The following is a 26,211-nucleotide window of genomic DNA, read 5'->3' on the forward strand; positions in this document are numbered from 1 at the left end:
ATTCCGCCTCACGGTGGACACCCTTGTCTTAAGCTAACGGATGGCACTATCAGCCCCCGTATCGGACTTTCACCGACGAGTAAACGCCCATGCCAGGCACACTAAAAATAGCCACTCTCTAAAGGAGAATGGCTATTAACTATCGCGTACTTTATTCACACGCTATAGTATATACTATGCAATACATATCTATAAGATTCCATTTTCTCATAAAAATTGTGTTCATTATAGAATATTTGTAATTTGCCCATCTTATTCTTTTGAATTTTCATTCATTATAATAATGATAGATGTTAGGAGACTTTAGCTATACTAAAGCCTCCTTAATTCTAAATTTTTATTGAGAACATAAATTTTGGTTACGATTATTACAGTGACAATCGTTATCTTCAACATGATCATTGTTACAACATGGTTTTTTCTTTTTTTTGTGATGCGTTATAATAAAAGTATTGCAACAACAATTATTATCGTCACGACAATTATTACAACCACAATTGTTATCATCAAATAGTAATAATAATAGTATCCACCAACAACCCATACGTACATCCCTCCTCTGAATGCGTGCATTTATTCATTATAGTTTTTACTTAAGTTTGTCCCATTAATACTTCATTTGTTAGTAGTACATACTATTATCCTTATCATAAAAATGTTACAATTAATATTAATATTTAACCTATCCGTGTACTTTTATTTATAGTTCATATTACTAATATTTTAAGCCATGAAAATCTAAGAGAATACAATGTCTCTACATTTGCTCCTGCAATTTTTGAATATAAAATATAAAGGGAAGTTCATTTTATGAACTTCCCTTTATCAATTTTTGTAATTTTTTTATTATAAACGGGCAATAATATATAGACAAAAATGCACATAACAACTGCTTTGTAGCTCTATTCTATTTTAGATCACTTATAAAATTAGGAAGATCAAAGCAACCCTTTGCAATTTGTTTTGTTAAATAACGAGTTTTAAGAGGCAATCTATTCACGTCCATATCGCTAGGATCATAAACATCTGACGCCATTGTAAAACTCCATAATCCACCTGGATAAGTAGGAACAACTGCTATATATGTTTTTACAATTTTAAAGTTATTCTTTAATATTCTTCTCGTGTTCTCAATTATGTTACGATGAATCATTGGAGACTCACTTTGACATACCATTACTCCATCAGCTTTTAATGTTCTCTTTACATTTTTATAAAATTCTTCTCCAAACAAATCTTTTGCAGGACCTTCAGGATCTGGAGAATCTACCATAACTACATCATATTTAACATCAGTCTTCGCTACATATTCAACTCCGTCACCAAATTTGAAATTAATCCTTTTATCAAATTTAGAACCTCCACTTATTTGAGGAAGAAATTTTATGCATTCTTTTGTCACTACTTCGTCAAGTTCTACCATATCTATTGTTTCAAGTTCATCATATTTTGATAATTCTCTTACCGCTCCACAGTCTCCCCCACCGATTACCAAAACGTTTTTTGGGTTTTTATGTGTAAGTACTGGAATATGAGTAATCATTTCGTTGTATATAAAACCATCTGATGATGTAGTCTGCATTACCCCATCAAGCACAAGGCATGGGCCAAACGCATCAGTATCAATTAATGCTACCTCCTGATAATTTGATTTAGAATATGAAAAACACTTATTAACTTTATAACTTATTTTTAGATTTTTTTTCTCAACTTCAACTTCCTCAAACCATAGTTCGTTATCAATTTTTTTAAAATACTTTGGTAATTCATTCGTTTTCATAGTAATTCCTCCATTATATATTAATATTTTTTTAACCTTTATACTTTGCAGTCTAAGTTCTTCTTTTAATATGCGAATCAGTTTTATAATACTAATTATATTCTCTATAGTAATTAGTATTACTTTTAGTTTTCCTAACAATTAAGTGATTATATCTCTTATACCGCTATTGACAAAGATACCCTAACAATAGAATGAGTATACTACGTAACACCACTATAATTCTATACAATTTTAAAATATATATAGCATGTTTAAATTTTTTATAAATGCTATACCGCAAAGAACTGCTAAAGTAGATGCATATTTCATGAGTGAATTGAAAAAAGTAACTTGTAAATATAAACACTTAGTAAAAGACACTAGAGGTATGTGCTTAATGATTACACTTGAATTTACTAATGACGCCTTAGGTTACAAAGTATCAAAAGGTTGATTTGATAAAGGTGTTCTTGTTGCAGGTACTTTAATTAACTCTAGAACAATAAGAATTGAGCCACCACTAACTATAGAAATAAAACAATGCGACTACGTATGTAAAGCACTTGACGAAACCTTAAGTGAATTAAAATAATAAAAATACTTCAAAATGCAGACTGGTATATATAGCTCGAACACTCTTTTTAAGTGTTCGAGCTATATATACCAGTTTGTTATGAAAACCTATTTTAATATGCTCAGTTCCTCTTCAAATGCAGGTATTACAATTCTATGATGCCTTTTTATTTAAATTATAAAATAAAATATCATTTGTAAAACTGTCATTTGATAGGATAATAATTTAATTAGATTTTCTTATAATGAACTCAAAATGTATATTTTTAGATGAATCAATGAGATATTCTTCATGAATAGGTGCACCCCAGCTGTCATCTCCACCCACTCCCATTTGCTTAGCTGCTATTGTTACTACAGTATAATTCACCTCAGGTAGCTCGTATTGATGAAGGGCATTTTCAAGTTCAAAAGCAGTATATGGTGACACACCTAGTTCAAATTGTCCACCAACAGCTTCAAACTCAATTCCAAAACCTTTTTTATCTTTTACCTTAGCCCACCTTACGCCTACATGATTTCCACTTTCTTGTGGAACCGCATATTTAGAAACATTTTCGATTACTGACTTCTTAAAAGTTCCCAAATGTGCGCCATGACATCTGTCTATATAATTTTCTTCAGGTCCCATTCCATACCATTCAAAATTATCATAATCAGCAGATAACCTAAATGCCATACCAAAAATCGGAAGTTCAGGTAAGCCTTCTACTCCTGCGTAATCACATGTAACTTTAATCTCACCATTTCCATATGTGGTATAAGCAATCTTCACCTGTGTTTGTGGTAGTGTAGGTAAAATGTAAATATATTCTACGATTATGTTATTGTCATTTTCAATTACACTGACATTACTGCAGTGTTGGAACATACTTGCCTGGAGCCATTGTCCACATCTAGGTCCATAACCATTTCCTTTATCATTATCAGTCATTGCTCTCCAATATATTGGCATCGGTCTGCGAGTAATAAATTCTTTACCTTCATATCTAAGCGATACAATTCCACCCTCTTGTTTTGAAAATAATACAGAGAAATCTTTATTCTTAACTCCTATATTTATATCACCATGTATTACATTAAGCTTACCCAGATTCTTTAATGCTAACTTGCCTTCTATGCTGTAAACATACTGTCCAAAGGCAATTGTATATCCTCTATCCGCCCAATCATTGTTCTCTTTAAGTTTAAAGAAGACATTCAATGAATATTCCCCTACTTTGCAAAACTTAGGTAAATTAAATTCAACATATTTTTCCCTACCTGCTTTAATTGTAGCTTGCATACTGTCCCTTAAAATTTCCTTTCCGTTAAGATCAATAGAATATTCTAAGTAACATGCTGAAGTATCAACAAACAGATTTTGATTTTTAACTAAAACTCCATTTTTATCTACAACTAGTTTTAAATTTTGATAAACCTTTTTTACTTCTTGTGCCTTAGGCGATATAGTTCTGTCAGCATAAACTATTCCATCACCACAGAAATTATAATCTGTAGGTCTATCATCAAAATCACCGCCGTATGCTAGAAATTCACGTCCATTTCTGTCTTTCTTAACTATGAATTGGTCAATATAGTCCCAAATAAATCCGCCTTGGTAAAGATCATATTTATCTTCAAGTTCAATATACTTATGCAGAGCTCCACAAGAATTACCCATAGCATGCATATACTCGCAACTTATAAATGGCTTTTGAGGATTATCATTTAAATATTCTTCTATATCTTTTACTTTAGCATACATCCTGCTTTCCATATCACTAGTATCATTAAAACTTCTGTCATTGAATATCCCCTCGTAATGTACTAATCTTGATGGGTCTTTTTTTCTAAAGTATTCAGACATCTTATATATGTTTTCTCCACCAAAGGCTTCATTTCCACATGACCATATTAAGATAGAAGGATGGTTTTTATCCCTCTCTAGCATTGAATTTGCCCTATCAATTATTATGTCAAGCCACTCTGGCCTGCTTCCCGGTATAACCCAGTCAGGTTTAATGGCCCCCATCTTCTGCCAAGAACCATGGGTCTCTAGGTTGGTCTCATCTATTAAATATATACCATATTCATCACAAAGATCATACCAATAACTTTGATTAGGATAATGGCTTGTCCTTACTGCATTTATATTGTGTTTTTTAAAGAATTTAATGTCCCAAAGCATGTCTTCCTTGGTAATAGCCCTACCTCTTCTGCAGTCGAACTCATGACGGTTTATTCCCTTAAATACTATCCTCTTACCATTTATTTTCATTACTTTATCAACCATTTCAAATTTTCTAAATCCAACCCTTTGTCTAGAAATCTCCACGATATTTCCCGTAGCATCTTTAATATAAAGATATAGAGTATACAGATATGGACTTTCAGCGCTCCAAAGCTTTGGATTATTAATAGGCACTTTAATTGACATGGAAGCAGTAACTCTTGTTTCATCCCCCTTTACAACTACACTACCTTTTCTATCTTTTAATTCTAAATATACACTAGCATCTAATTCTCCAGTTAATTTTAAATCCACCTCAAGTAATGCATTTGTATAATCTTTATCTAGGCTCGTCTTAACAAACATGTCCTTAATATGTGTTTTAGGAAATGAATATAAATAAACATCTCTAAATATGCCAGAGAAACGCCAAAAATCTTGATCCTCTAGCCAAGCACCTGTAGATCTTTTGTACACCTCAACTGCTAATTTATTCTCACCTGCTTTTATAAAAGATGATATATCAAACTCTGATGGTGTAAAACTGTCCTCACTATATCCTATAAATTCTCCATTAAGCCAAAGATAGAAAGCATTTTCTACCCCTTGAAATGATATGTGCAAAGATTTTTCGCAAAGGTTTTCATCGACTGTGAAATATTTAACATAACTTCCTACTGGATTATATTCATCAGATATATTCGGTGGTAATAGTTCACTGTGTCCATCCCAAGGATACATAGTATTTATGTATTGTAATTTGTCATAACCTTGCATCTGAATATGTCCTGGTACAGTTATGTCATCCCATGCTCTACAATCAAATTCATTTTTATAAAAGTCGCATACTCTAGCCTCCGGGTTAATTGCAAAACTAAACTTCCAATTTCCACTTAAACTTTGTTTTAGTTTCATATCTGAGTTTTGTGCTTCTTCAAAGTTTCGATAATATTTGTGGTCTGAGTGAGCGTCAATTCTATTAACTGCAAATACTGCCGGATCAGATAACCACGCTATACTTGATGTCTTAATATTCATTTTTAATTCCTCCTTATTTTGTCTCTTTACATAACCTAACATTTCCGCAACAAATTTCATTTCTTTGTTTTCTCTATGAGTAAACGTTTTACTGAAACCTAGATAATAAATGTAGATTTCTGAATTAAAATGCTTTATGGCAATCAATATTAAATAAATTAATTATCATATATATTTTGTTTCTCTATTTGTAAAAGTTTTTCTTTTACATTCAATCCGCCTGCATAACCAACCAATTTGCCATTAGAACCAATTACTCGATGACAAGGAATAAATATAAGAATTGGGTTTTTATTATTCGCCATACCCACTGCACGACAGGCCTTTATATTACCAATACTTTTTGCTATATCTTTGTAACTATTGGTTTCACCGTACGGAATTTTTTGTAATGAGTTCCACACCTTTTGCTGAAATTCTGTTCCATTAGGTTCTAGTGGTAAGTCAAATATTTTTCTTTCTCCCTTAAGATATTCTTGAAGTTGTTGATTTGCTTTTTTGAGTAATTTGGTTTCCATCAAATTTATATCTTTAGAAATTTCATTTGCAATATATATATTAGTAATTGCTGTACCATTCTCCTCAATTCCTATTTTCCCAATACATGTTTCATAGTAAAATATATTGTTAATATTAGCACCTCCTACTTATTTGTTTTTCTATATATAGTTTACTCCATTTCTTTGGAACTATCATGTTAAACATCAATTTATATTTTAAAATTTTTATTTTAACTAGCCAATCATAACCAAAATTCTTAGTTTAATTTTCATTTTAGTCTTGATATGTTAAGATATCAGTATAAAAACAATTAAAGTATTTAATTAACAGGAGGTAATTACGATGAAAATATTCAGTAATATATTCTCTGGAGAACCTAAATCAATTTATAGATTTATTGAGGAAGGCAACATAGATGAAATAAAAAATTATCTGAAAGGGCCCCAAAATTTAGATTCTGATTTTACAATTGAAAGTATACTTCATTATGCTATTAATAACACTCATAATAATTATTTTAAAGTAATTGAGATTTTAATAAATAATGGTGCTGATATTAACAGTCATCATAGTAAATTTTTAGAGACTCCTCTACACAAGCTTTGTGCAAGGATAATCCCTCATATAGATGTAATAACTATGTTACTTAAAAAGGGTGCTGAAGTTAATGCAATCAACATATCCGGTAAAACTCCTGTATTCTACTGTAGCTTTAATTATTCTGTTCAGCTTCTAAATCTTCTTTTAAAATATGGAGCAGATATCAATATAAAAGATAAATATAAAAATACACTTCTTCACGATGATTATATCAACTGTTTTGATGAACATTTCGAAGAATTTTTGAAAGTACTTATTAGTTTAGACTTTGATATAAATTTAAAAAATTCATTAGGATATACTCCTTTAGCTCTTTGTGAAAACAAAAAAATAGAAAATATTTTGTTAAAATACAATGCAATTAAATAAAAATGGTTACAATATTTTATAGTTGATTCTCATAAGCCTAAAAAATCACTAAACTATTTATTATAATGATTCTCGCAAAAAATTACAACAACTGCAAAAAAATTTATTCAAAAAGTGAAAGAAGCAAGACTATAATTAGTTTCTTTTTAGAAAAAATGCTTCCATTTTTAAATTTTTTTTAAGGGTCCTTGATAGGCTGTTTTTTTCTATAAAAATTTAATAACTAAGTTATAGTTTAAAAGACATTGGGTACATAATGACGGCATTATATGCTTCATTTGTAAAATTAATGGCTAATCTCTTCAACTAGCAACGTTTCACACGTTCATTCATCTCGTAACTACCCTTATTACTCTATACATAATACTTATTTATCCACTTTCTAAAGTTATATCATATAACTTTAGAAAGTATTAAGTTATAAATTTTCTATATATCCCATAAATTGCCTTTACACATTTCCCATTTTTGTGTATTATGGTAGTTATGTTCAAGTAATAGAAACAATTATGAATAATATGTTGAAACATAAAATTATATGTAGGGGGATGGAAAATTTGAACAGAAAATCGATTTCGACAATAATGGCACTTGCTATAGCTATGAGCGTTGGTTTTACTAGCGTATACGCAGATTCTGCGTCAGACACGGCAAAAATTAAGCAGGTTCAAGCTCAAAGAAATGACCTGGAAACTAAGGTTGAAATAATGGACAATCAAATTGAAACAATTATGTCTAAAATTAATAGCAATAAAAATAGTGTAACTAATGTACAAAAAAATATTAAACAAAATCAACTAGATATAGCAAAAGCAGAAGCTAATATTAAATCAGAAGAAATTCTTTTTAATAAAAGAATGAGAGCAATGTATATGAGTGGTTCATCAAGCTATGTAGATATTATACTAGGATCAAATGGTGTAGATGACTTTATATCCAGATTAGAAAATGTTAAAAAGATAGTAAAATTTGATCAAAATATTATTGACGATATGAAAACAAAAAAAACTGCAATTAGTTTAAAGAAAGTAACATTAAACACAGAAAATACAAAATTGCTTTCTTTAAGAGTCGATAATAAAAAGAAATTAGCCACTTTAAGCAAACAAAAATCGAATCAAACTGTATTGATATCCCAATTAAATGCTCAAGAAAGTCAATATGGTTCACAACTAGTAACAGATCAAGCTACTGCAACAAAACTTGCAAGTGCTGCTAGCAAAGTATCTATTCCAGGACAAACTGCTACAACTAAACAAGTTACGTCATCAAAACAGACTAGTATTCCTAGTCAAGTTGCAGTTGCAAAACAAGCTAATACAACCAAAAAAGTTGCAAAAGTTGCAACAGTTGCAAGTCAGTCTAATACAACCAAAAAAGTTACAGTTGCAAGTCAAGCTAATGCAACCAAAAAAGTTGCAACAGTTGCAGTTACAAGACCCTCTATTACAGCTAACCAAGTTGCAGTTACAAAATATGCTGCCACGCCAAGAAAAGCTGTAATAAAGAAAACAACAATTGTATCACCTAGGTTAACTGCATCAAGAGGTAGCTCTACATCCTCTAATGCAATTATAGCATATGCTTCAAATTTCCTTGGTGTTCCTTATGTTTGGGGTGGTACAAGCCCATCGGGATTCGACTGCTCTGGCTTTACACAATATGTATTTGCACATTTTGGAGTAAATCTTCCAAGAGTTACACAAAGCCAACAAAATGTTGGAACACTTGTATCTAGAGCTAACCTTCAAGCAGGAGATTTAGTGTTCTTTGGAACACCTGCTTATCATGTAGGAATATATGTTGGAAACGGTAATATGATAGCTGCACCTCATACAGGTGATGTAGTTAAAATTCAAAAACTAAATAGTGGCTTTACATACGGACGTAGAGTTAACTAAAACAAAGGAGAATCAAATTAATTTTTGATTCTCCTTTATTTTTTATCACCTATTTTAATATATATTTTGTAAAATTAGTTTGTGATAATATAGATGATAAAACAATCTTAGAAAAAAAAGTAAATTTAAACTTTTATTAATTAATAAAAGTATTATGATCTTCAAAGATAAACACATCAACAATTAATCTCCCCTAACCATCCTCATTATTCTATACCTAACCCATATGTCTTATAAAATAATCTAAGTTCTTTACCAAGTGTAGTTTTAGATGTAAAATTATTAAAATGAAATAATGCTATAGGAGATGATATGCAATGCGAATGACCAAAATAATATGTACCCTAGGGCCTGCAGTAGATGATGATAATTTATTAGAACAGTTAATACTAGGCGGTATGGATGTAGCAAGATTAAATTTTTCTCATGGCACTCACACTGAACAAAAGTTAAGGGTGGATAGAGTAAAAAAAATAAGAAAGAAATTGAACATTCCAATTCCATTATTGCTTGATACTAAGGGACCTGAAATTAGATTAGGCAAATTCGAAAAAGGTGAAGTAATATTACAAGAGAACAATGCTTTTGTACTTGTAAATGAAAATATTTTAGGAACAGAAGAAAGATCAACTATTTCCCACAAACAGCTATATAAAGACGTTAAAATTGGAACAACAATATTAATAAATGATGGGCTTGTAGCAATACAAGTACAAAAAGTTATCGGCAAGGACATTCATTGCAAAATATTAAATGGTGGCGCCATAAGTAATAACAAAGGAGTAAATATTCCTGAGACAGACACCCATTTACCTGCAATAACAAAACAAGATATTGAAGATATAAAGTTTGCTATTGAAAATGGATTTGACTTTATAGCTTGTTCTTTTGTAAGAAAAGCTTCAGACATAAATGAAGTTAGAAAAATACTAAAAAAATATAGTGGACAAGATTTAAGGGTAATTTCGAAAATCGAGAATAGAGAAGGCGTAAGTAATTTTGATGAAATATTAATGGTTTCCGATGGCATTATGGTAGCTAGAGGAGATTTAGGCGTAGAAATACCTACAGAAGAAGTACCAATTGTTCAAAAAATGATAATCAAAAAATGCTATGAAAATGGTAAACCCGTAATAACAGCAACTCAAATGCTTGATTCAATGATTAAAAATCCAAGACCTACTAGAGCTGAATCTAGTGATGTAGCAAATGCTGTATATGATGGGACTAGTGCAATTATGCTTTCAGGAGAAAGTGCTATGGGCAAATATCCTATTGAAAGTGTAAAAACTATGGTTAAAATTGCTAAAATGGCAGACGAGTCTATTGATTACGGCAGTAAATTAGCCTCATTACAATTTGACACTATGGAAAATATTACAAATGCTATAAGCTATGCCACTTGCTCAATTGCATTGCAGCTAAAAGCGGTTGCAATAATTTCAGCAACTCAATCTGGAGAAACTGCCAGAATGATTTCTAGGTTTAGAGCATCTTGCCCCATAATAGCAACTACATCAAATCCAAGAGTTCAGAGGCAATTATGTATTTCATGGGGAGTAATTCCATTACTAGTTGGGAAAGCTACAAATGTGGAAGAAATGTTTGAAATTGGAGTGAATAAAGCTTTAGCCATTAAATTAGTTAAACAAGGAGATGTTGTTGTAATAACAGCTGGAGGCCCCGTTGGGATAGCTGGAACAACTAATCTATTAAAAGTTCAAACAGTAGGTAATATTCTTTTAAAAGGTGTCGGACTCACTAAAGGAAAAGTATCCGGGAAGCCCTGTATTGCGACTTCCGTAGATCAAATAAATAAAGACTTTGAAAATGGGGATATTCTAGTACTACCTCACATAAATAATGATATGAGGCCTTATTTAAAAAGTGCTTCAGCAATAGTGGTTGAAGAAACTATCGTTGACAACCATTCGATTGCCTTTATATCATCTTTAGATATTCCTATAATTGTAGGTGCTGAAAATGCAATGACTATTTTAAAATCTTGCACTGTTGTTACAGTAGATTCTAATAATGGTGTAGTTTTAAACGATAATTTGTAATTAAAATATACAATTGTATAAAAGAACCATCTGGAGTCCAGATGATTCTTTTATTTTACATACTTATATTGATTTTACTTTTAGCCTTATCGCTATTGGTAAGTGATATTTTTACATCTTCATTATCTGTATTTTTATTTAACAACTTCCTTATTCTTTTAATAAATACTTCCATATCAAAAGGTTTTACAATATAATAATCTGCTCCTAGTGATATAGCTCTTTGAATTATTTTTTTTTGACCAACTGCCGATAAAATTATTATATGTGGCATTGGATCTAAATTCATTGTATTTAGCTTCTCAATTACTCCCAATCCATCAAGTATAGGCATAATTATATCAAGTACTATTAAATCAGGTTGTTCTTCTTCAAACAATTTTAATGCTTCTATTCCATTTTCTGCGATTCCAGTAACAACCATATCATTTTGCATTAATATATAATCATTAAGAATATCACAAAATTCTTTGCTGTTATCAACAATCATTATTTTTATTTTTTGCTCACCCATAGTACTAATCTCCTTCGATTGTTTTTATTGCAATATATGTAATTTTGACAAAAGTTTGTTAATTCCTTTTATTTTAGAGAATATTTTAAATTATTAAGTAAATAACTTTGATATAACTGCTTTGCAACTTAATTTTCTTACTTTACTTTTGAAGTTTACAAGTGTTACTATTAATAAAACTCGAAAAATAAATGGAGGTTACATAAATATGAAAATTGCTATTGCAAGTGATCATGCTGGATTTTCTTTGAAAAATGAGGTAAAAATATTTTTAGAATCAAAAGGATACGAGGTTCAAGATTATGGAACATATAGTGAGGAATCTTGTGATTTATCAGATTTTGTTTATCCTGCCGCCCTAGCTGTTGCAAACGGTAAAGCTGATAGAGGAATTTTTATTGACGGAGTTGGTTACGGAAGTGCTTTAATTGCTAACAAAATATATGGTTTATATGCTGCTGTTTGTCAGGATCCATTCTGTGCAAAATTAGCACGTATGCATTCTAATACAAATATTCTTTGTGTAGGTGCAAAAATAATTGGTTCGGGAATAGCACTTGAAATCGTTAATACATGGTTAACTACAGATTTTCTTGTTGATACTAAAAAATATAAACTACGAGTTGATAAAATAAACAAGATCTCTGAAAAACATTTAAAAAAGCTCTCAGAAATCTAACATAACTGTAAATAATACCTTATACTATGATCTATAGTATAATATAGAATAGTAAGATAGCAAGTTTTATTTACTATTTGTGATGTCATTTTTTTGTATTTATTCTATACAAATTGCTACAAATAGAGCTAAGTGTCAAACACACACTTAACTCTATTTGTAGTTTTTTTACAATGCTCTACGCTTATATGCTAAATATTAAGCAGTAATAAACTTCCTTATATTTTCTCAAAATCGAATTTTGTAACTCCACATAACGGGCATAACCAGTCTTCTGGAAGATCCTCAAACTTAGTACCAGGTTTTATTCCCCCCTCTAAATCCCCTATTTCTGGATCATACTCGTATCCGCACACTAAACAAACATACTTATTCATAAAAACACCTCCTCTTAATTTATCACAATTAGTAAAACCACGTATTTATATCATACTTTTTATTTTCTCATATAAATCAACATCATCTATTACAACATTTTTTTAAATCACCTTTAAGTGTCATATACATCCTATTTTGCTCACTATCGGTGTTATTATACAAATTTTCTCAAACCTACTATATTTAAAATAGCACTTAGATGAATAATAAACTTGCTAATCTTTATTAAAAAGACTTAAGTTTTTGTATAAAATACAGATAATACATATAGTACCACTTTTTTATTTAATAGTTCAATAAAATATCTATTTAATATATTTATACAAATTTTGTCTAACCAATGTACTAAATATAAAACTAGGGGGATAAAAGAAATGAAATTAAGGAAAAAAATAAAATTAGTCCAAGGAACTATGGCATTAATATTAGTAGCCTTTGTTGCACTTGGTGCAATGGGGATCATAAGCTTTACGTCTTCAGCAAAACTTAGTAAATATTATAATAGCTTAAGTTCAGATAAGGTTGCAACTATAGAGATATATGGTGACATGAACAGTACCTTCAATGAATTAAGAAATTACTTAACAAAAGTTATTGACAGACCTTACTCAGCCGTTCAAATTAAAGATGTTGAAGGTGCTGATTCTAAAGTAAGAACTAGTTTTACAAAAATTAAGAGTATGCCACAAGATACTAACGAAGCCTTGCTAGAGAAACAAATCGAAGAAAATTATACAAGTTATATGGCCGTATACACCGATGTAGCAAGCAAAAGGAAGACAGGGCTTACAATTACCCTCGAGCAATCAAATCAATTTGCAACTATTGGTGCTTCCATAACTAACGAACTAAAAAATGCTGTGATGAATGAAAAATCTGTTATCTCAGCTGATACTGCAGATTATAAAATTGTTTCTACTTCTTCTAATAGAGCATTTATAATCGTTTCTATTATTTCTGCGTTATTGTTATTATCAATATCCATAACATTTGTATACGAATTGCAATTATTATTAAAAGAAATGATGACTACTATAGATGTTATAGCCTCAGGAGATTTTACCGTAAAAATCGATACCACTTCAAACACCGAATTTGGAAATATTAATAAAAAACTAGATAACATGAGATCCTCTGTAGCAGGGTTATTGGGCAATATAACAACTGTTGCTAGCACTGTAGGTGAAGAATCATCGACATTATCTGCAATATCTGAAGAAATGTCAGCATCTTCACTAGAAGTAGCTGATGCTATACATGAAGTTGCCATAGGTTCAACATCGCAAGCTAGTGAATTGATGTCCGTAAATGAAGCTATCAAAAAATTCGGTGATACATTAATAGAATTTGTTACTATAACCAGTAATGTCAATATTACCGCAGGAAGTATTGGTAGCATGGCAAGTACAAGCAATGGTCAACTTGAAGGCCTTATTTCTGCATTAAACAATATTAGTAAATCTTTTGATGGAGTAATAAATAAAATCAAACAACTTGAAGGTAGTATAAATCAAGCTAATGAGATAACAGGATTAATAAACAATATTTCTGAGCAAACAAATTTACTTGCACTAAATGCTGCAATTGAGGCTGCTAGAGCAGGCGAAGCAGGGAAAGGTTTCTCTGTAGTAGCTGATGAAATACGAAAGTTATCCGAGCAAAGCAAACAATCTTCAGACACTATAAGTGGTTTACTAAAAAATGTAGTATCAGAAACATCTAACTTAGTAATAACTACTGGTGACGTTAATAACGAACTAAATAATGAGGTATCAACAATAAACACTGCTTTAACCTCATTTAAATCTATTATTACTTCTGTAGAGACTATATTACCTGATATAAAGAAAGTATCAGCAGGTATCGGTAATCTAAACAGTGACATGCAACCCGTAATATTAAAGATAGAAAATACTAGCGCTGTGTCAGAGGAAAACTCAGCTTCAGCTGAAGAAATTGCAGCTTCTACTGAGGAAATGAAGAACTCAGCTGGGTCAGTAGCTAGTACTGCTCAAAATCTTACAAATTCAGCTATACAATTAACTGAAGAACTTAACAAATTTAAGCTTTAAACTTTATCTAATAACATATTACTCTCATCCAATAAAACAATTAAGTAATATGTGTGTTTCAAAAAAAATCTTTAGTACATGAATAAGAGGTAGCATCTTAATTAATTAAGATACTACCTCTTATTTTTCCTAACATGTTTATGATATAGAAAGAGCAATAAATAATGGTATACCTCTTTCAACTATGTTTAGATTATTTTATTAAGTGCACGAATGTTAGGTGACCTATTATTATTGAAACTGGTTGTGGTGAAGTCAATTTTGAAGGCGTATTACCATTATAGAAAAACAATGCATTATTTGTTGGATCATTTCCATTAAGTGCTGCAATTGCTGCCTTTAAATCGCTTGAATCTGCAGGTCTATTAATGTTGCCATTAGCAACTGGGCTAAACTGATAGCTACCATTCGTTTTTTGATTAATAACAGCGCTAATTGAATTAGGAAATAAGCTGCTTTTAACTCTATTTACAACTATTGCTCCTACAGCAACTTGAGCATTATAAGATTCTCCTCCCGCCTCTGCAGTTATTAATCTCGAAAGCAAGTTTAATTCGCTTTCTGTATATCTTATTGACAAAGTTTTTGCTTGTACTATCGTAGCACTAGTTGTGCTAGTTGTGCTGGCCGAACCTGTTGTTGCAGTAAGTTTAAGGACTTGTCCAACAAAAATGGAATCATTATATTTGTTATTAGCTTTCCTTAAGTTACTTAATGATATTCCACATTGTTTTGCTATTTTAGATAAACAATCCCCACTTTTCACTGTATAAGTCTTAAGTGAAGTACTACTTGTTTGTGTAGCAGGTTTCGCTGGAACACTAGCAACTACTGAAAGTTTAAGAACTTGTCCAACAAAAATGGAATCATTATACTTGTTATTAGCTTTTCTTAAGTTACTTAATGATATTCCACAAGCTTTTGCTATTCTAGATAAGCAATCTCCACTTTTTACTGTATATGTTTTTAATGAACTTGTAGTTGGTTTCACAGTAACACTAGTAGTTGCTGCTGCTGATAGTTTCAGAACTTGTCCAGGAAAAATAGAATCATTCCATTTATTATTAACTTTTCTTAAATCATTTAATGATACTCCACATGATTTTGCTATTCTAGATAAGCAATCTCCACTTTTTACTGTATATGTTTTAGTTGTTGCCGCAAATACATTTTGTGATGTAATTGTTGAAACCCCAATTGTTAACACTGATGCTAAAAAAATAGATTTAAGGCTTTTAAATTTAGTCATTATTTCTCCTCCTTGTGCCCCCCAGGCTAGTTTATGGGTTTAGTATAATCGCCCTTATTATTCATAAAATTTCTCCCCAGGAATTTTATGATCGACGATTTATTTGCAATATTGTTCTATTATAACATAATAATACAATAATAAAAAAAGTTCATACAAACTTATTCCAAATTTTTCTTATTAAACATATATAGTTTTATCCTTGATAAAATTTTGTGTATTAATAAAAATTAGCCATTTAGATTTAACTATCTAAATGGCTATAATAATTATTAAATTACAATTTTCTAAAATTTTCTTCTTCTTTTTTTCTTATTTATATTAATTGTACTTACTCTAAAAATAATTACAAACAATACAAATATTCCAGCAACCATAAAATATGTAGGCATAACATTTTTTACTAAAGTTCCCATAGAAACAGTTGAATAAAGTTTGTAAATTTTTGCTTTGCCTTTCTCATTTAATGTCAATGTACCAATGCTCTTTTTCCCTGTAATACTGGAAATGTTAATATTTGTTAAGTTTATATTTTCCTGTAATTCTTTTTTGTTTGCTTCGTTGTTATAATAGCTAATATCCTCTTTAGCTACTACTGGTGCATTAATGGTTTTCTCTGGTCCAAAAAAAACTAGTGGTTTGCATTTTAATATTTCAGTTTTTATAACAGAATTGCTTGCATGTAATACTGTTGAACGTAAAGAGTAGCTATAATCAATTATTTTTTTCATATCATTGAAAACATAAGTGTCGCTTGCATCCATAACTGATCCCATAACAACTCCCATGACCTCTCTTCCATTTCTTGTATAAAAGGCTACAAGGCATCTACCAGCTTTTGATGTATATCCTGTTTTACCACCAATACAACCATCTATTCCAAGAAGTTTATTGCTATTTTCAATTTTAAATTTTGTACCTTTTGATGTTAATAAAGTATTTTGCTTTTTACCCATAGACTCTTTTACCCATGTGTTTAAAAATGAAACTCTAGCCAATATACTCATGTCATAAGGCGTTGTATAATGGTCAGAACGGTGAAGACCATTAGGAGTTACAAAATGGGTTCCTGTCATCTTCAATTTGGCAGCCTTATCATTCATCATTTTCATAAAATTTGTAGAATTTCCTGAAATGTTGTCAGCAATCATATATGCCGCATCATTCGCTGAATACATTGCCAGACCGTCCATTACGTCATCACCTGTCATGGTCTCATCAATTCCAATTGAATGAAAATTAACATTTAAAGAATCCGCTGGCTGAGATTTTGCACTTTTAGTATATTTTATTATATCAGTTTTTTTCCTGTTCTCAGCTAATAATAATGCAGTCATTAGTTTTGTTGTACTCGCAGGGTACATCTGCTTGTCTACATTTTTCGCGTAAATTATTTCACCAGTTGCAACATCTACCGTGATTGCAGCTTTTCCATATATAGTTGGTAATTTAGTAGTTTCATTTATAGTCGCAGCGAAAATATTTTGGCTCGTATAAAATACTAAAAATAAAACAATTAGAATAAAAAATCTTTTCTGTTTCAACTTTCATCTCTCCATTACTTTAATTTATTATACATACATTATAAAATATATTTTGTAGTATACATTACTACAATACAATCGAAAACAATATTTTATTACAAATAAAATTTTACATACAAAATAATATTATAACACATATAGTTATTAGAACATTTGCATTTTTTTTAATTAAAAGGCATTTTTTTTAATTAAAAGGCATTTATTTTCTTTATTAGCTACTAATTTTCTTTATTATGTAAAATCGAGTAAATTATTATACTTAGTAACAACCAAGATGTGTTAAAAAGCCTATATATCGCCTGTATGATAGACTTTGTATCTAACAGTTGTATTTGCTCTATGTGGATTTTCTTTTGTTTAAAATACAAATGGCTTGTCTCTGCAATAGTGATTGGAATAATTTTATATAAAAACCGCCTGACTAAAATTCACTTTTACCCAGGCGGTTTTTATATTTTTCTAATCATACTCACCACGTATAAATCATCTTCACGAGTTACATGATTATATCATTTATATTTATTATATTATAAAAAAGTAACTTCTAATGGATTTCTCTCTACTAATCTCTTATATTCATACTTAGGGTAACCAACCATAATAGCAGCTGTCATTTTTTTCTCTTCTGGGATGTTGAATAATTTAAGCATTGGTGAATGCTTCATAGACGCACAATACTCAAAAAAACCAGCCCAACAAGATCCAATTCCTAGTGAAGGTGCATATAATTCTAAATAAGTCAAAGAAGAAACAGAGTTATCTCGCGCGTTTGTAAAATCTTTATCCGCCGTAGTTATAATTAAGTTGGGAGCACCTTTGAAAATTGAATCAACTCCATCAACTCTGTAAGCATTAATAATTTGTTTTAATGCATTTTTTAGTGGAGAATGTTCCATAATCCGAATAGTAAGTTCTGTAGCCTTTGCAATTAATGCTTTATCCTCAACCACTAAAAATGATATGCCTTGAGCATTGCTTCCAGTAGGTGCCATTCTTGCGATATCTACTAGTTTTGTTAATTCTTCTCTTGAAACTGATTTTTCTTTATAATTTCTAATTGAACGACGTGATTTTAAAAAATGCTCTGCCTGCTGTGCATTTAGCTTAGGAAAATCTTTTAAATCAACTTGTTGTGCTAAAGGTGATTTTTTATTATCTATAGCAGCGGTAGGACATATAGCAACACAATGTCCACAAGCAATACACTTAGTTTCTTCTATTTCTTCTGGGCCATTTTCTCCCATTTTCAAAACATATGATGGACACCCCTTAATACATTGTCCGCATTTAATACATTTTTCTTCATTCACAGTTATAAGACTCATTTTGTACATCTCCTTATTGAAATTAACTTTTGTCCATATGTCATTAAATAAACTAGTATAATTATCAGTTATTCTCTTTACTATATTTCACATATATATATACATATATTATGCTAAAAAAATTTACTCTACTAATTTCTCAATATCCGTTAAAATTTTTAATAATTCTTCAATTCTTGCTTTACCAATACCATTTTCAATCTTGTTTTGTGCTTTATTCAATATAGGTTTAGATTCTTCAAGCTTCTTTAATCCCTTATCAGTTATAAATATACACTTTTTTCTAGAATCAAGTCCTTCTTTTTTAATATCAATAAATCCACTTTTTCTCAATAATTCAATATTTCTTGTTACAGTGCTTTGATCCATTAGTAAAATATTAGCAAGATTAGAAACAGAAATATTTTTATTCAAAGAAATATCCAGTAATAGTAAACATTGAGTGCTCCGCAATCCTGTTTGTTGAAGCATTTTGTCATAAAATTGAGTAATTGTACGAGTAGCTTTTCTTAGATTACCACAAGCACAATTCTGTACATGCTTTTTATTAGATGAGATTAAGTAACACATAGGTTTACCTCCAGTATAATATATGTATATACATATATTATACTGGAGGTAAACCTATGTCAAGCATCATGTTTTTTCTTTTCCAATTTAATAATTTATAGATAAAAATTTACGGTATATGTCATGTTAATTAATTAAATATATATAATTTCCAATAAATAAAATGATAATACTTGCTATTTCAAATTAATTGTGATAACATAGGAATTGACTTAAATGAATAGTAAATAATGAAGCGCAGATATATTTCAATAAATATTTTTTAAAATATAGTATTTTGATATCAAAATTTTATTGGGTAGTTATTACAAGTAGTTTAAGAAATAAAATTTCGGAGGTTTACATTATATGAATGGTACAGTTAAATGGTTTAATGGTGAAAAAGGATTTGGTTTTATTACAGGAGAAGACGGAGTAGATGTTTTCGCACATTTCTCTCAAATTAATTCAGATGGATACAAATCACTTGACGAAGGTCAAAAGGTTTCTTTTGATATAGTTAAAGGACCTAAAGGCCCACAAGCAGAAAATATTACTGTTTTATAATAGTAATAAAAAAAGACATTAAATAGGTAACTATTTAATGTCTTTTTTATTTTTTTGTAGTTTTAATACGTGCGGTATTACAAACTTTTTTAACTTATACCTAATACAAATTTCAATAGATTTCTTTTGAAAAGCATCAAAATAAACGCTAAATCCTGAATTTCATTGTTCAGGGTTTATTTTATGTTGCTATTCATGTATATGATATAATAAAAGAGTTAGTATATTTATTAGGAGATGATCAAATGACAAAAGAAAATTTAAACGTTTATCAATTAAGCGATGAATTAATAAAAGCAATTAACATGTTAAATTTTAATGATTTTACACCCGTTCAAAAACAAGTTATTCCAGCGGTACTTGCACAAAAAGATGTAGTAGTAAAATCACAAACTGGAAGTGGAAAGACTGCAGCATATGCTATTCCTATTTGTCAGTTAGTAGATTGGGAAGAAAATAAACCTCAAGCATTAGTTCTTACACCAACAAGAGAACTTGCCATTCAAGTTAAAGAAGACATTTTTAACATAGGCAGATTTAAAAGACTTAAAGTAGCTGCAATTTATGGGAAGTCACCTTTTTATAATCAAAAAAAAGAACTACAACAAAAGACGCATGTTGTAGTTGGTACCCCTGGACGTATTATAGACCATTTAGATAAAGAAACACTAGATACATCAAATATAAAGTATCTTGTAATCGACGAAGCTGATGAAATGCTTAATATGGGATTCGTTGATCAGATAGAAACAATATTAAAAAATTTACCTGAAAACCACGTAACTATGTTATTGTCAGCCACAATGCCAAGAGATATTGATCATTTATGTAGCAATTACATGAACGATCCTGTATACATTGATATAGAAGATAAAGATAAAAAATCGGATAATATTATTCAAAAACGATATAACGTTGATGAACGAGATAAAATTGACCTTTTAAGTGATGTAACTACAGTAGAAAACCCTGATAGTTGTATAGTATTTTGTAATACAAAAGTAAAAGTAGATTCAGTTTTTAACGAGCTTATAGACCTCGAGTATACTTGTAAAAAAATACATGGTGGAATGGAACAAAGCGATAGAACAAGAGTAATGAACGATTTTAAAAAGGGTTACTTTAGATACCTTGTAGCTACAGATGTTGCAGCTCGTGGTATAGATATAGATAACATTAGTCTTGTAATTAATTATGATGTGCCCAAAGACAAGGAATGCTATGTTCACAGAATAGGACGAACTGGACGTATCGGCAAAATGGGCAAAGCTATCACTTTTGTAACGCAACGAGATAATAGATTTTTAAATGATATACATCATTATATTGGTAAAGAAATTTCTTTGGAAGAAAACCCTTCTCCCCAAGCTGTAGATAATGCCAGGCAAGAATTTATCGATAAAATGGATACGCGGCCTGAAGTTAAAGAAACAAAAGGCGCAGAGCTTGACAAAGAAATTATGAAATTACATATTAATGCAGGTAAAAAAACAAAAATGAGAGCATCAGATATCGTAGGTACAATTTGCAACATAGAAGGCGTTACTAAAGATGATATCGGAATTATCGATATTGTTGATATATCTACCTTTGTAGAGATATTAAATAATAAAGGTGAATTGGTATTTAACGCCCTACAAGAGAAACCCATTAAAGGAAGACTTCGAAACGTAAGTAAAACCATATTAGCAGACAGAAATTAATACAATGGTACCTAAAGAATAAACACTTTTCAAAAGAAATGTTTATTCTTTAGGTACTTTATTTGTTAGGAATCAGTTCCTTATTCAGTTCAATATATACAACTTCTATTATTAATTTTTCAATCCCTGTATTCTAAAATATCTCCTGGTTGACACTTGAGTTCTCTACATATAGCCTCAAGTGTAGAAAATCTTATTGCTTTTGCTTTATTAGTTTTTAAAATAGATAAATTAGAATTTGTAATTCCAACTTTAATTGCTAGTTCGGATAAGGAAATTTTTCTTATTGCCATCATTACATCTAGATTCACTATTATTGCCATGTATTTCACCTCAATTTATTATATATAATACAAATATCTATATGGTAAAGTCATTTTCTTCTTTGACTTCAATTGCTTGTTTAAAAACCTTAGAAAGAATTAATGTAAAACAACCCGCGAAGAAAAAGATGATAAACTCAATGTCTGTATGAATGCCTCTAGCATCAATTTCTATTAGCCTAAAATTTTGATATTGATTATTAATAAAAAAATTGAGTATATAACATGCTGTAATTATAAAACATGAATTAGCAACATTTCTTAAACTTTTAACATTTTTCCATACAAAAGGATTTGCTTTAACTAATGATTTCATAATATCTCTTAAATAATACATTATGCAAATCAACGCAAAACCCCCTAATACAAATAAAACACATGTTATAATATTTTTAATGTTACTTAAGTTTACTTGCCCCATCACCAAGTTTTTTCTAAGTATTAATAAATATACTATAAACCCTATAATTATTAACGCATCCAGCATTAACTTTAGTAGAGATGATAAAGATGTTTCCCCGTAATATTTCATATAAATTTCCTCCATAACTTGTAATTTTATTGTTTTAGATTAAAGGCTATCTAATGTTAACAAGCAAATAAAACTCAATATCATTAATGTCTACATTTTGTGTTTCTTGATTTTTATTTCCAGATATATTTATAAACACAATTTTAACTTTTATCTTTTGGTTTCCATCAACAAGCGTCATTTCTTCAATTGGTAATCCATCAACCTTTGATGAATCTGAATATTTATTCGCAAGCGATTTTACAAAAGAATTTAAGCTCTTTTTATAAACTTCTTTATTAGCATAGTTTATTTTTATAGTCTTTGATTCATAGTCATACGATACGTCTAAATCACTATTTGAGATACTTTGAACATTATTTATGTTTTTCATATCAATTAAATAGTCATATCCTTTTATATCTATATTCTTATCTGATAGTTTTCTCATAAAATTAAAACTCTTATCAGGTGATCCATAGCTTGTATTTTCCGGAAATCCAAGTACCTTATTGGTATCATACAATTCAAAGTTTACAGGTAAATATTTAACATCAGAAAAGTCATGATAGTCATTAAAATACCTAAGTATACTGCTTATCTCCGCCCTATCTTTAATTGAAACCTTAGTAGACTTTTGTAGTTTTTCATTCTTAATCATGTTGTTTTTTATTAGAATTTTTTGAAGTCTATTATTTTGACTCATCTTTGAAATTGAATAACTACTAATCGGACCAAATACAGAAATAAGTGCAACAATTGAAAGTGTAACAGGAATTATTATATTCCTTAGCTTTTTACTAAAGCAGAAATATAACATTATAAAAAATACCCAGAGGGCTAAAATAACAACAAAATATCGTTTTTCTGTTACTCCATAAGCATTTATTCTAATTCCTATAGAAATTAACATCATTATTAAAAGCGGAAGTATTATTTTAGGAGCATACTTTAAAAATTTATTTACAAAACCTACTTCCTCCCTTATAGGAGTAATAAAGAATAAGATACTTGTAACAATAACTGAGTACCACAAAACCAGGTTTGATACTATCCCCATTGGCCATGACCAGGTTAATATTATCTTTCCAAAGTATATATATAAAATTATTGTGTATACAGTTAAAAGTGGCATTACAATGTATAGAATTAATATTCTTAATAGTTTTGGATAAGATTTTGGGGTTAATTTTTGATCTTTACGAGGTACCCCTGCGAGAAAATGCGAAAGTGCAAATATAAAAACCACAAATAACCATGTATAATAGTAAACTTTACCATTAATTATTATCCCAAGTAGCTTATCTATAGTAAACAAAATTGCAGAAAGTCCAGAGAAAAGTACAATTGAATAAAGTATTGTTATGAAAAAGCCTGTAAATATAGTTATAACATACATCTCAAATTGTTCTTTTTTTAGAATATATGGTATAAAGATAAATGCTAAATATAGCGCAAGACTTACAGCAATGTATCTTGTAATTGTAATCATCTCTATATTTTTTAAAAGCAAGAAGTAATACAATACGAGTATTAAACCACCACCAAAATAAGCACTCGCAATCCTATAGGTATTTTCTTCCTCCATCTTCTCAAAAATAAGTTTTATGCAAAGTGACAAAGGTATTCCAAGTGCTAATATCAATGTTATTTTACTTAGAGTATCATCTTTGGGATTAATTTCTGAAATAGCTATAAGCAGAGCAAAAGTTGAAGCCGATAAAAGTACAGTTAAAGGGAATCTCTTAAGACTTAAATACAACCTCGTGAAAATATTTCCAATGGATTTTATAAGTTTCATAGCATTGCCTCCTTATAGTTTATATATTTTTCATGCATACACTTGTAGAATATGAAATTACTTGTTAATCTATATAAACTTTAAGATAATATTATCATACTATTATTCTTTTTACAATATATATTTATTGTTTATCAATAAATATATATTATAAAACATATTTAATACCTTTCTTTCCAAATTATATAAATATCAGAATTCATTATATTTACCAATACATAAAACATATAACAAAATTTCTGCAAACAATAAAACAATTAGACAATAGATTCAACATCTATTGTCTAAAACAATTTCAATCATATATATCTGAAAACTCCATCTTTATCCTCTCTACATCGCTTACCCTAGCTATATTGTCATCTAAAGTAATTGTTTCACTCTCTGGCAAACCAGTCTCAGGAAGTTCTATTATAAATTCACTGCCAGTACCATACTGGCTCTCAACTCTAATTGTTCCCCCCTGCATCTCAACAAGAGATTTTACAAGAGAAAGGCCAATACCGCTTCCCTCCCTATCTCTTGAAAGAGATTTATCTACTTGTACAAATCTTTCAAAAATAGACAATTTCATATCATTAGGAATCCCAACGCCTGTGTCCTTCACAGATACAAGTATACCTGAACGCTTGTTTGTAATTTTCACAAATAGGTTTCCTCCTATCGGAGTGAATTTTATTGCATTAGAAAGAAGATTCAATATTATTCTTTCTATTTTATCTGCATCACAAACTACTATTTTATCTTCAATGTCTGTATCAAAAACAAGTCTCAACCCTTTATGTTTAGCATAGTCTGCTACTGACATTGTTATATCTTCAATTATGGCTACAATGTTTTCATTTTTTAATCTCAACTTGAAATATCCTTCATCAATTTTGGTAATATCAATTAAATTATTTACTAGCCTTAATAATCTATAACTATTTCGCTTCATTATTTTATAGTATTTCTTTACCTTCAGTTCATTTTCACTGCTTGATTGGTTTATTTCATTTAAATTTAGTAATTGCAATGCGCTAAGCACTACATTTATTGGTGTTCTAAGTTCATGTGATATATTACAAAAAAATTCATTTTTTAACTTATCATATTCCCTTGCCTCATCTAACAGTTTGTTTTGCTCAACAATTTTCACTTTAAGCTTTTCTGAATTTTTTATTTCCGAAATATTTCTTACCACACTAAGTATACTCCATTCACCTTCATATTTAATGGCTCCAGAATATATTTCAATATCTATAATACAATTATCATAAGTCACAAATTTTTCTTCAATTAAAGGTGCTGACATTTTATTATCCAGTATATTCCTAAATCTTTCATGTACAATTTGAAGATACTCCTTAGGAACAATATCAAATGCATTTTTTCCTATAATATCTTTAAAATCGTTAAGATTTAATAGTCTTTCTACAGCTTTATTTACAAATACTGTTTCATATTTTGAATTTATAATAAACACGCCTTCATGAATACTATTTAGGATATATGAAAGTTGTTGTTTAGCTGACGTATGATCAGAAAATTGTCTATTTGTGTTTGCCAGTAGCAAAGTCGATCTCTTTTTTTCACATTTCAAACGCCATTCCAGTACATTTTTTTCTATAAACATGCTAAAAAAATCTAATCCTACAAAAATACAATCATAAGGAAGATTCACATATTTTGCTAATTTCTGAAGATTTTCTAAACTATCATCAAAAACTCCTGTATCTAAAAGCCTAATTTCCACATACATTTCACTAAAAACTGTTTTTACTTGTTCTTTATCAAAAGCTAAAAATTCAATATTTTTTTTCCAATTTCTAAGCCACCCAGGTGTAACAAGATATGCTTTTTCACTAATGAAATGATTAATTATATCCCTTGTATAATCTAATTATAAGTTTGATAAGAAACCTTCTTTAAATAATACGAATGATTTCTTACTTATCTTTATTAATGTTAATGTTTATTTTTATTCATTTCTAAATT

Annotated in this window: 21 protein-coding genes and 1 pseudogene; 8 read left to right on the forward strand and 14 right to left on the reverse strand. The window is 29.7% G+C overall.

Annotated elements, in window-relative coordinates:
* Nucleotides 1-337 precede the first annotated feature (337 nt).
* Nucleotides 338-544, reverse strand: a complete 207-nt coding sequence (locus tag KPL38_RS11275) for a hypothetical protein (protein WP_216289237.1) — start codon at nucleotides 542-544, stop codon at nucleotides 338-340.
* Between the two features lie 363 nt (nucleotides 545-907).
* Nucleotides 908-1,780 (reverse strand): polyamine aminopropyltransferase, encoded by an 873-nt coding sequence (speE, locus tag KPL38_RS11280; protein WP_216289238.1) that lies wholly within the window; start codon nucleotides 1,778-1,780, stop codon nucleotides 908-910.
* 250 nt (nucleotides 1,781-2,030) lie between these two features.
* On the opposite strand from speE, the gene KPL38_RS11285 reads away from it, so the two are divergent.
* Nucleotides 2,031-2,216 carry a hypothetical protein gene (locus tag KPL38_RS11285; RefSeq protein ID WP_216289239.1) on the forward strand — a complete coding sequence of 62 codons (186 nt, stop codon included), beginning with the start codon at nucleotides 2,031-2,033 and terminating at the stop codon, nucleotides 2,214-2,216.
* Nucleotides 2,217-2,561: 345 nt separating this feature from the next.
* Here KPL38_RS11285 and lacZ read toward each other — a convergent pair whose 3' ends face one another.
* Nucleotides 2,562-5,585: a beta-galactosidase, LacZ type gene (gene lacZ, locus KPL38_RS11290; RefSeq protein ID WP_216289240.1), complete on the reverse strand. Its 3,024-nt coding sequence runs from the start codon at nucleotides 5,583-5,585 to the stop codon at nucleotides 2,562-2,564.
* A gap of 158 nt (nucleotides 5,586-5,743) precedes the next feature.
* Nucleotides 5,744-6,217, reverse strand: a complete 474-nt coding sequence (locus KPL38_RS20060; protein WP_216289256.1) for a methylated-DNA--[protein]-cysteine S-methyltransferase — start codon at nucleotides 6,215-6,217, stop codon at nucleotides 5,744-5,746.
* A gap of 211 nt (nucleotides 6,218-6,428) precedes the next feature.
* Between KPL38_RS20060 and KPL38_RS11300 the strand changes: the two genes are divergently transcribed.
* From KPL38_RS11300 to pyk, 3 genes are all read left to right on the forward strand, one after another.
* Entirely contained in the window at nucleotides 6,429-7,055 is a 627-nt protein-coding gene (locus KPL38_RS11300; RefSeq protein WP_216289241.1) for an ankyrin repeat domain-containing protein, read from the forward strand.
* A gap of 557 nt (nucleotides 7,056-7,612) precedes the next feature.
* Nucleotides 7,613-8,956 (forward strand): C40 family peptidase, encoded by a 1,344-nt coding sequence (locus KPL38_RS11305; protein WP_216289242.1) that lies wholly within the window; start codon nucleotides 7,613-7,615, stop codon nucleotides 8,954-8,956.
* Nucleotides 8,957-9,273: 317 nt separating this feature from the next.
* Nucleotides 9,274-11,019, forward strand: coding sequence for a pyruvate kinase (gene pyk, locus KPL38_RS11310; RefSeq protein WP_216289243.1), 1,746 nt, complete (start codon nucleotides 9,274-9,276; stop codon nucleotides 11,017-11,019).
* Between the two features lie 109 nt (nucleotides 11,020-11,128).
* Here the strand turns inward: pyk and KPL38_RS11315 are convergent.
* Nucleotides 11,129-11,533, reverse strand: a pseudogene (locus KPL38_RS11315) (response regulator); the annotation flags it as partial.
* A gap of 208 nt (nucleotides 11,534-11,741) precedes the next feature.
* Here KPL38_RS11315 and rpiB point away from each other — a divergent pair.
* The gene (gene rpiB / locus KPL38_RS11320) at nucleotides 11,742-12,212 is read left to right on the forward strand and encodes a ribose 5-phosphate isomerase B (protein WP_216289244.1); all 471 of its coding nucleotides are present in this window, start codon (nucleotides 11,742-11,744) and stop codon (nucleotides 12,210-12,212) included.
* Nucleotides 12,213-12,430: 218 nt separating this feature from the next.
* On the opposite strand, the gene rd is transcribed toward rpiB, so the two are convergent.
* The gene (rd, locus tag KPL38_RS11325) at nucleotides 12,431-12,589 is read right to left on the reverse strand and encodes a rubredoxin (protein ID WP_216289245.1); all 159 of its coding nucleotides are present in this window, start codon (nucleotides 12,587-12,589) and stop codon (nucleotides 12,431-12,433) included.
* Between the two features lie 375 nt (nucleotides 12,590-12,964).
* On the opposite strand from rd, the gene KPL38_RS11330 reads away from it, so the two are divergent.
* Entirely contained in the window at nucleotides 12,965-14,662 is a 1,698-nt protein-coding gene (locus KPL38_RS11330; RefSeq protein ID WP_216289246.1) for a methyl-accepting chemotaxis protein, read from the forward strand.
* A gap of 193 nt (nucleotides 14,663-14,855) precedes the next feature.
* On the opposite strand, the gene KPL38_RS11335 is transcribed toward KPL38_RS11330, so the two are convergent.
* From KPL38_RS11335 to KPL38_RS11350, 4 genes are all read right to left on the reverse strand, one after another.
* Nucleotides 14,856-15,911 carry a LysM peptidoglycan-binding domain-containing protein gene (locus KPL38_RS11335; RefSeq protein WP_216289247.1) on the reverse strand — a complete coding sequence of 352 codons (1,056 nt, stop codon included), beginning with the start codon at nucleotides 15,909-15,911 and terminating at the stop codon, nucleotides 14,856-14,858.
* Nucleotides 15,912-16,198: 287 nt separating this feature from the next.
* Nucleotides 16,199-17,455 carry a D-alanyl-D-alanine carboxypeptidase family protein gene (locus KPL38_RS11340; protein ID WP_216289248.1) on the reverse strand — a complete coding sequence of 419 codons (1,257 nt, stop codon included), beginning with the start codon at nucleotides 17,453-17,455 and terminating at the stop codon, nucleotides 16,199-16,201.
* Nucleotides 17,456-17,982: 527 nt separating this feature from the next.
* Nucleotides 17,983-18,780 carry a nitroreductase family protein gene (locus KPL38_RS11345; protein WP_216289249.1) on the reverse strand — a complete coding sequence of 266 codons (798 nt, stop codon included), beginning with the start codon at nucleotides 18,778-18,780 and terminating at the stop codon, nucleotides 17,983-17,985.
* A gap of 123 nt (nucleotides 18,781-18,903) precedes the next feature.
* A complete protein-coding gene (locus KPL38_RS11350) occupies nucleotides 18,904-19,350 on the reverse strand; it encodes a MarR family winged helix-turn-helix transcriptional regulator (RefSeq protein ID WP_216289250.1) in 447 nt (148 codons plus the stop codon).
* A gap of 348 nt (nucleotides 19,351-19,698) precedes the next feature.
* On the opposite strand from KPL38_RS11350, the gene KPL38_RS11355 reads away from it, so the two are divergent.
* Both KPL38_RS11355 and KPL38_RS11360 read left to right on the forward strand, forming a co-directional pair.
* The gene (locus tag KPL38_RS11355) at nucleotides 19,699-19,896 is read left to right on the forward strand and encodes a cold shock domain-containing protein (RefSeq protein ID WP_071611355.1); all 198 of its coding nucleotides are present in this window, start codon (nucleotides 19,699-19,701) and stop codon (nucleotides 19,894-19,896) included.
* 245 nt (nucleotides 19,897-20,141) lie between these two features.
* A complete protein-coding gene (locus KPL38_RS11360) occupies nucleotides 20,142-21,599 on the forward strand; it encodes a DEAD/DEAH box helicase (RefSeq protein ID WP_216289251.1) in 1,458 nt (485 codons plus the stop codon).
* Nucleotides 21,600-21,718: 119 nt separating this feature from the next.
* Here KPL38_RS11360 and KPL38_RS11365 read toward each other — a convergent pair whose 3' ends face one another.
* The 4 genes from KPL38_RS11365 to KPL38_RS11380 form a co-directional block, all read right to left on the reverse strand.
* Nucleotides 21,719-21,922 (reverse strand): helix-turn-helix domain-containing protein, encoded by a 204-nt coding sequence (locus KPL38_RS11365; protein WP_216289252.1) that lies wholly within the window; start codon nucleotides 21,920-21,922, stop codon nucleotides 21,719-21,721.
* 37 nt (nucleotides 21,923-21,959) lie between these two features.
* Complete coding sequence (locus tag KPL38_RS11370; protein WP_216289253.1) at nucleotides 21,960-22,454, reverse strand: DUF2975 domain-containing protein; 495 nt, start codon at nucleotides 22,452-22,454, stop codon at nucleotides 21,960-21,962.
* Nucleotides 22,455-22,500: 46 nt separating this feature from the next.
* Nucleotides 22,501-24,234 (reverse strand): DUF4153 domain-containing protein, encoded by a 1,734-nt coding sequence (locus tag KPL38_RS11375; RefSeq protein ID WP_216289254.1) that lies wholly within the window; start codon nucleotides 24,232-24,234, stop codon nucleotides 22,501-22,503.
* 295 nt (nucleotides 24,235-24,529) lie between these two features.
* Nucleotides 24,530-26,098 carry an ATP-binding protein gene (locus tag KPL38_RS11380; RefSeq protein WP_312884196.1) on the reverse strand — a complete coding sequence of 523 codons (1,569 nt, stop codon included), beginning with the start codon at nucleotides 26,096-26,098 and terminating at the stop codon, nucleotides 24,530-24,532.
* Nucleotides 26,099-26,211 lie beyond the last annotated feature (113 nt).

This window comes from Clostridium psychrophilum (genome assembly GCF_018861705.1).
Taxonomy (GTDB): Bacteria; Bacillota; Clostridia; order Clostridiales; family Clostridiaceae; genus Clostridium_AD; species Clostridium_AD psychrophilum.

Bases quoted from the DNA above. Each gene is read 5' to 3' on its own strand.
- KPL38_RS11345 (WP_216289249.1), bottom strand. From the start codon at position 18,780: ATGAGTCTTATAACTGTGAATGAAGAAAAATGTATTAAATGCGGACAA.
- KPL38_RS11370 (WP_216289253.1), bottom strand. From the start codon at position 22,454: ATGAAATATTACGGGGAAACATCTTTATCATCTCTACTAAAGTTAATG.
- KPL38_RS11285 (WP_216289239.1), top strand. From the start codon at position 2,031: ATGTTTAAATTTTTTATAAATGCTATACCGCAAAGAACTGCTAAAGTA.
- KPL38_RS11300 (WP_216289241.1), top strand. From the start codon at position 6,429: ATGAAAATATTCAGTAATATATTCTCTGGAGAACCTAAATCAATTTAT.
- KPL38_RS11335 (WP_216289247.1), bottom strand. From the start codon at position 15,911: ATGACTAAATTTAAAAGCCTTAAATCTATTTTTTTAGCATCAGTGTTA.
- rpiB (WP_216289244.1), top strand. From the start codon at position 11,742: ATGAAAATTGCTATTGCAAGTGATCATGCTGGATTTTCTTTGAAAAAT.
- pyk (WP_216289243.1), top strand. From the start codon at position 9,274: ATGCGAATGACCAAAATAATATGTACCCTAGGGCCTGCAGTAGATGAT.
- KPL38_RS11330 (WP_216289246.1), top strand. From the start codon at position 12,965: ATGAAATTAAGGAAAAAAATAAAATTAGTCCAAGGAACTATGGCATTA.
- KPL38_RS11365 (WP_216289252.1), bottom strand. From the start codon at position 21,922: ATGGCAATAATAGTGAATCTAGATGTAATGATGGCAATAAGAAAAATT.
- KPL38_RS11350 (WP_216289250.1), bottom strand. From the start codon at position 19,350: ATGTGTTACTTAATCTCATCTAATAAAAAGCATGTACAGAATTGTGCT.
- KPL38_RS11275 (WP_216289237.1), bottom strand. From the start codon at position 544: ATGGGTTGTTGGTGGATACTATTATTATTACTATTTGATGATAACAAT.
- rd (WP_216289245.1), bottom strand. From the start codon at position 12,589: ATGAATAAGTATGTTTGTTTAGTGTGCGGATACGAGTATGATCCAGAA.
- speE (WP_216289238.1), bottom strand. From the start codon at position 1,780: ATGAAAACGAATGAATTACCAAAGTATTTTAAAAAAATTGATAACGAA.
- KPL38_RS11375 (WP_216289254.1), bottom strand. From the start codon at position 24,234: ATGAAACTTATAAAATCCATTGGAAATATTTTCACGAGGTTGTATTTA.
- KPL38_RS11355 (WP_071611355.1), top strand. From the start codon at position 19,699: ATGAATGGTACAGTTAAATGGTTTAATGGTGAAAAAGGATTTGGTTTT.
- KPL38_RS11360 (WP_216289251.1), top strand. From the start codon at position 20,142: ATGACAAAAGAAAATTTAAACGTTTATCAATTAAGCGATGAATTAATA.
- lacZ (WP_216289240.1), bottom strand. From the start codon at position 5,585: ATGAATATTAAGACATCAAGTATAGCGTGGTTATCTGATCCGGCAGTA.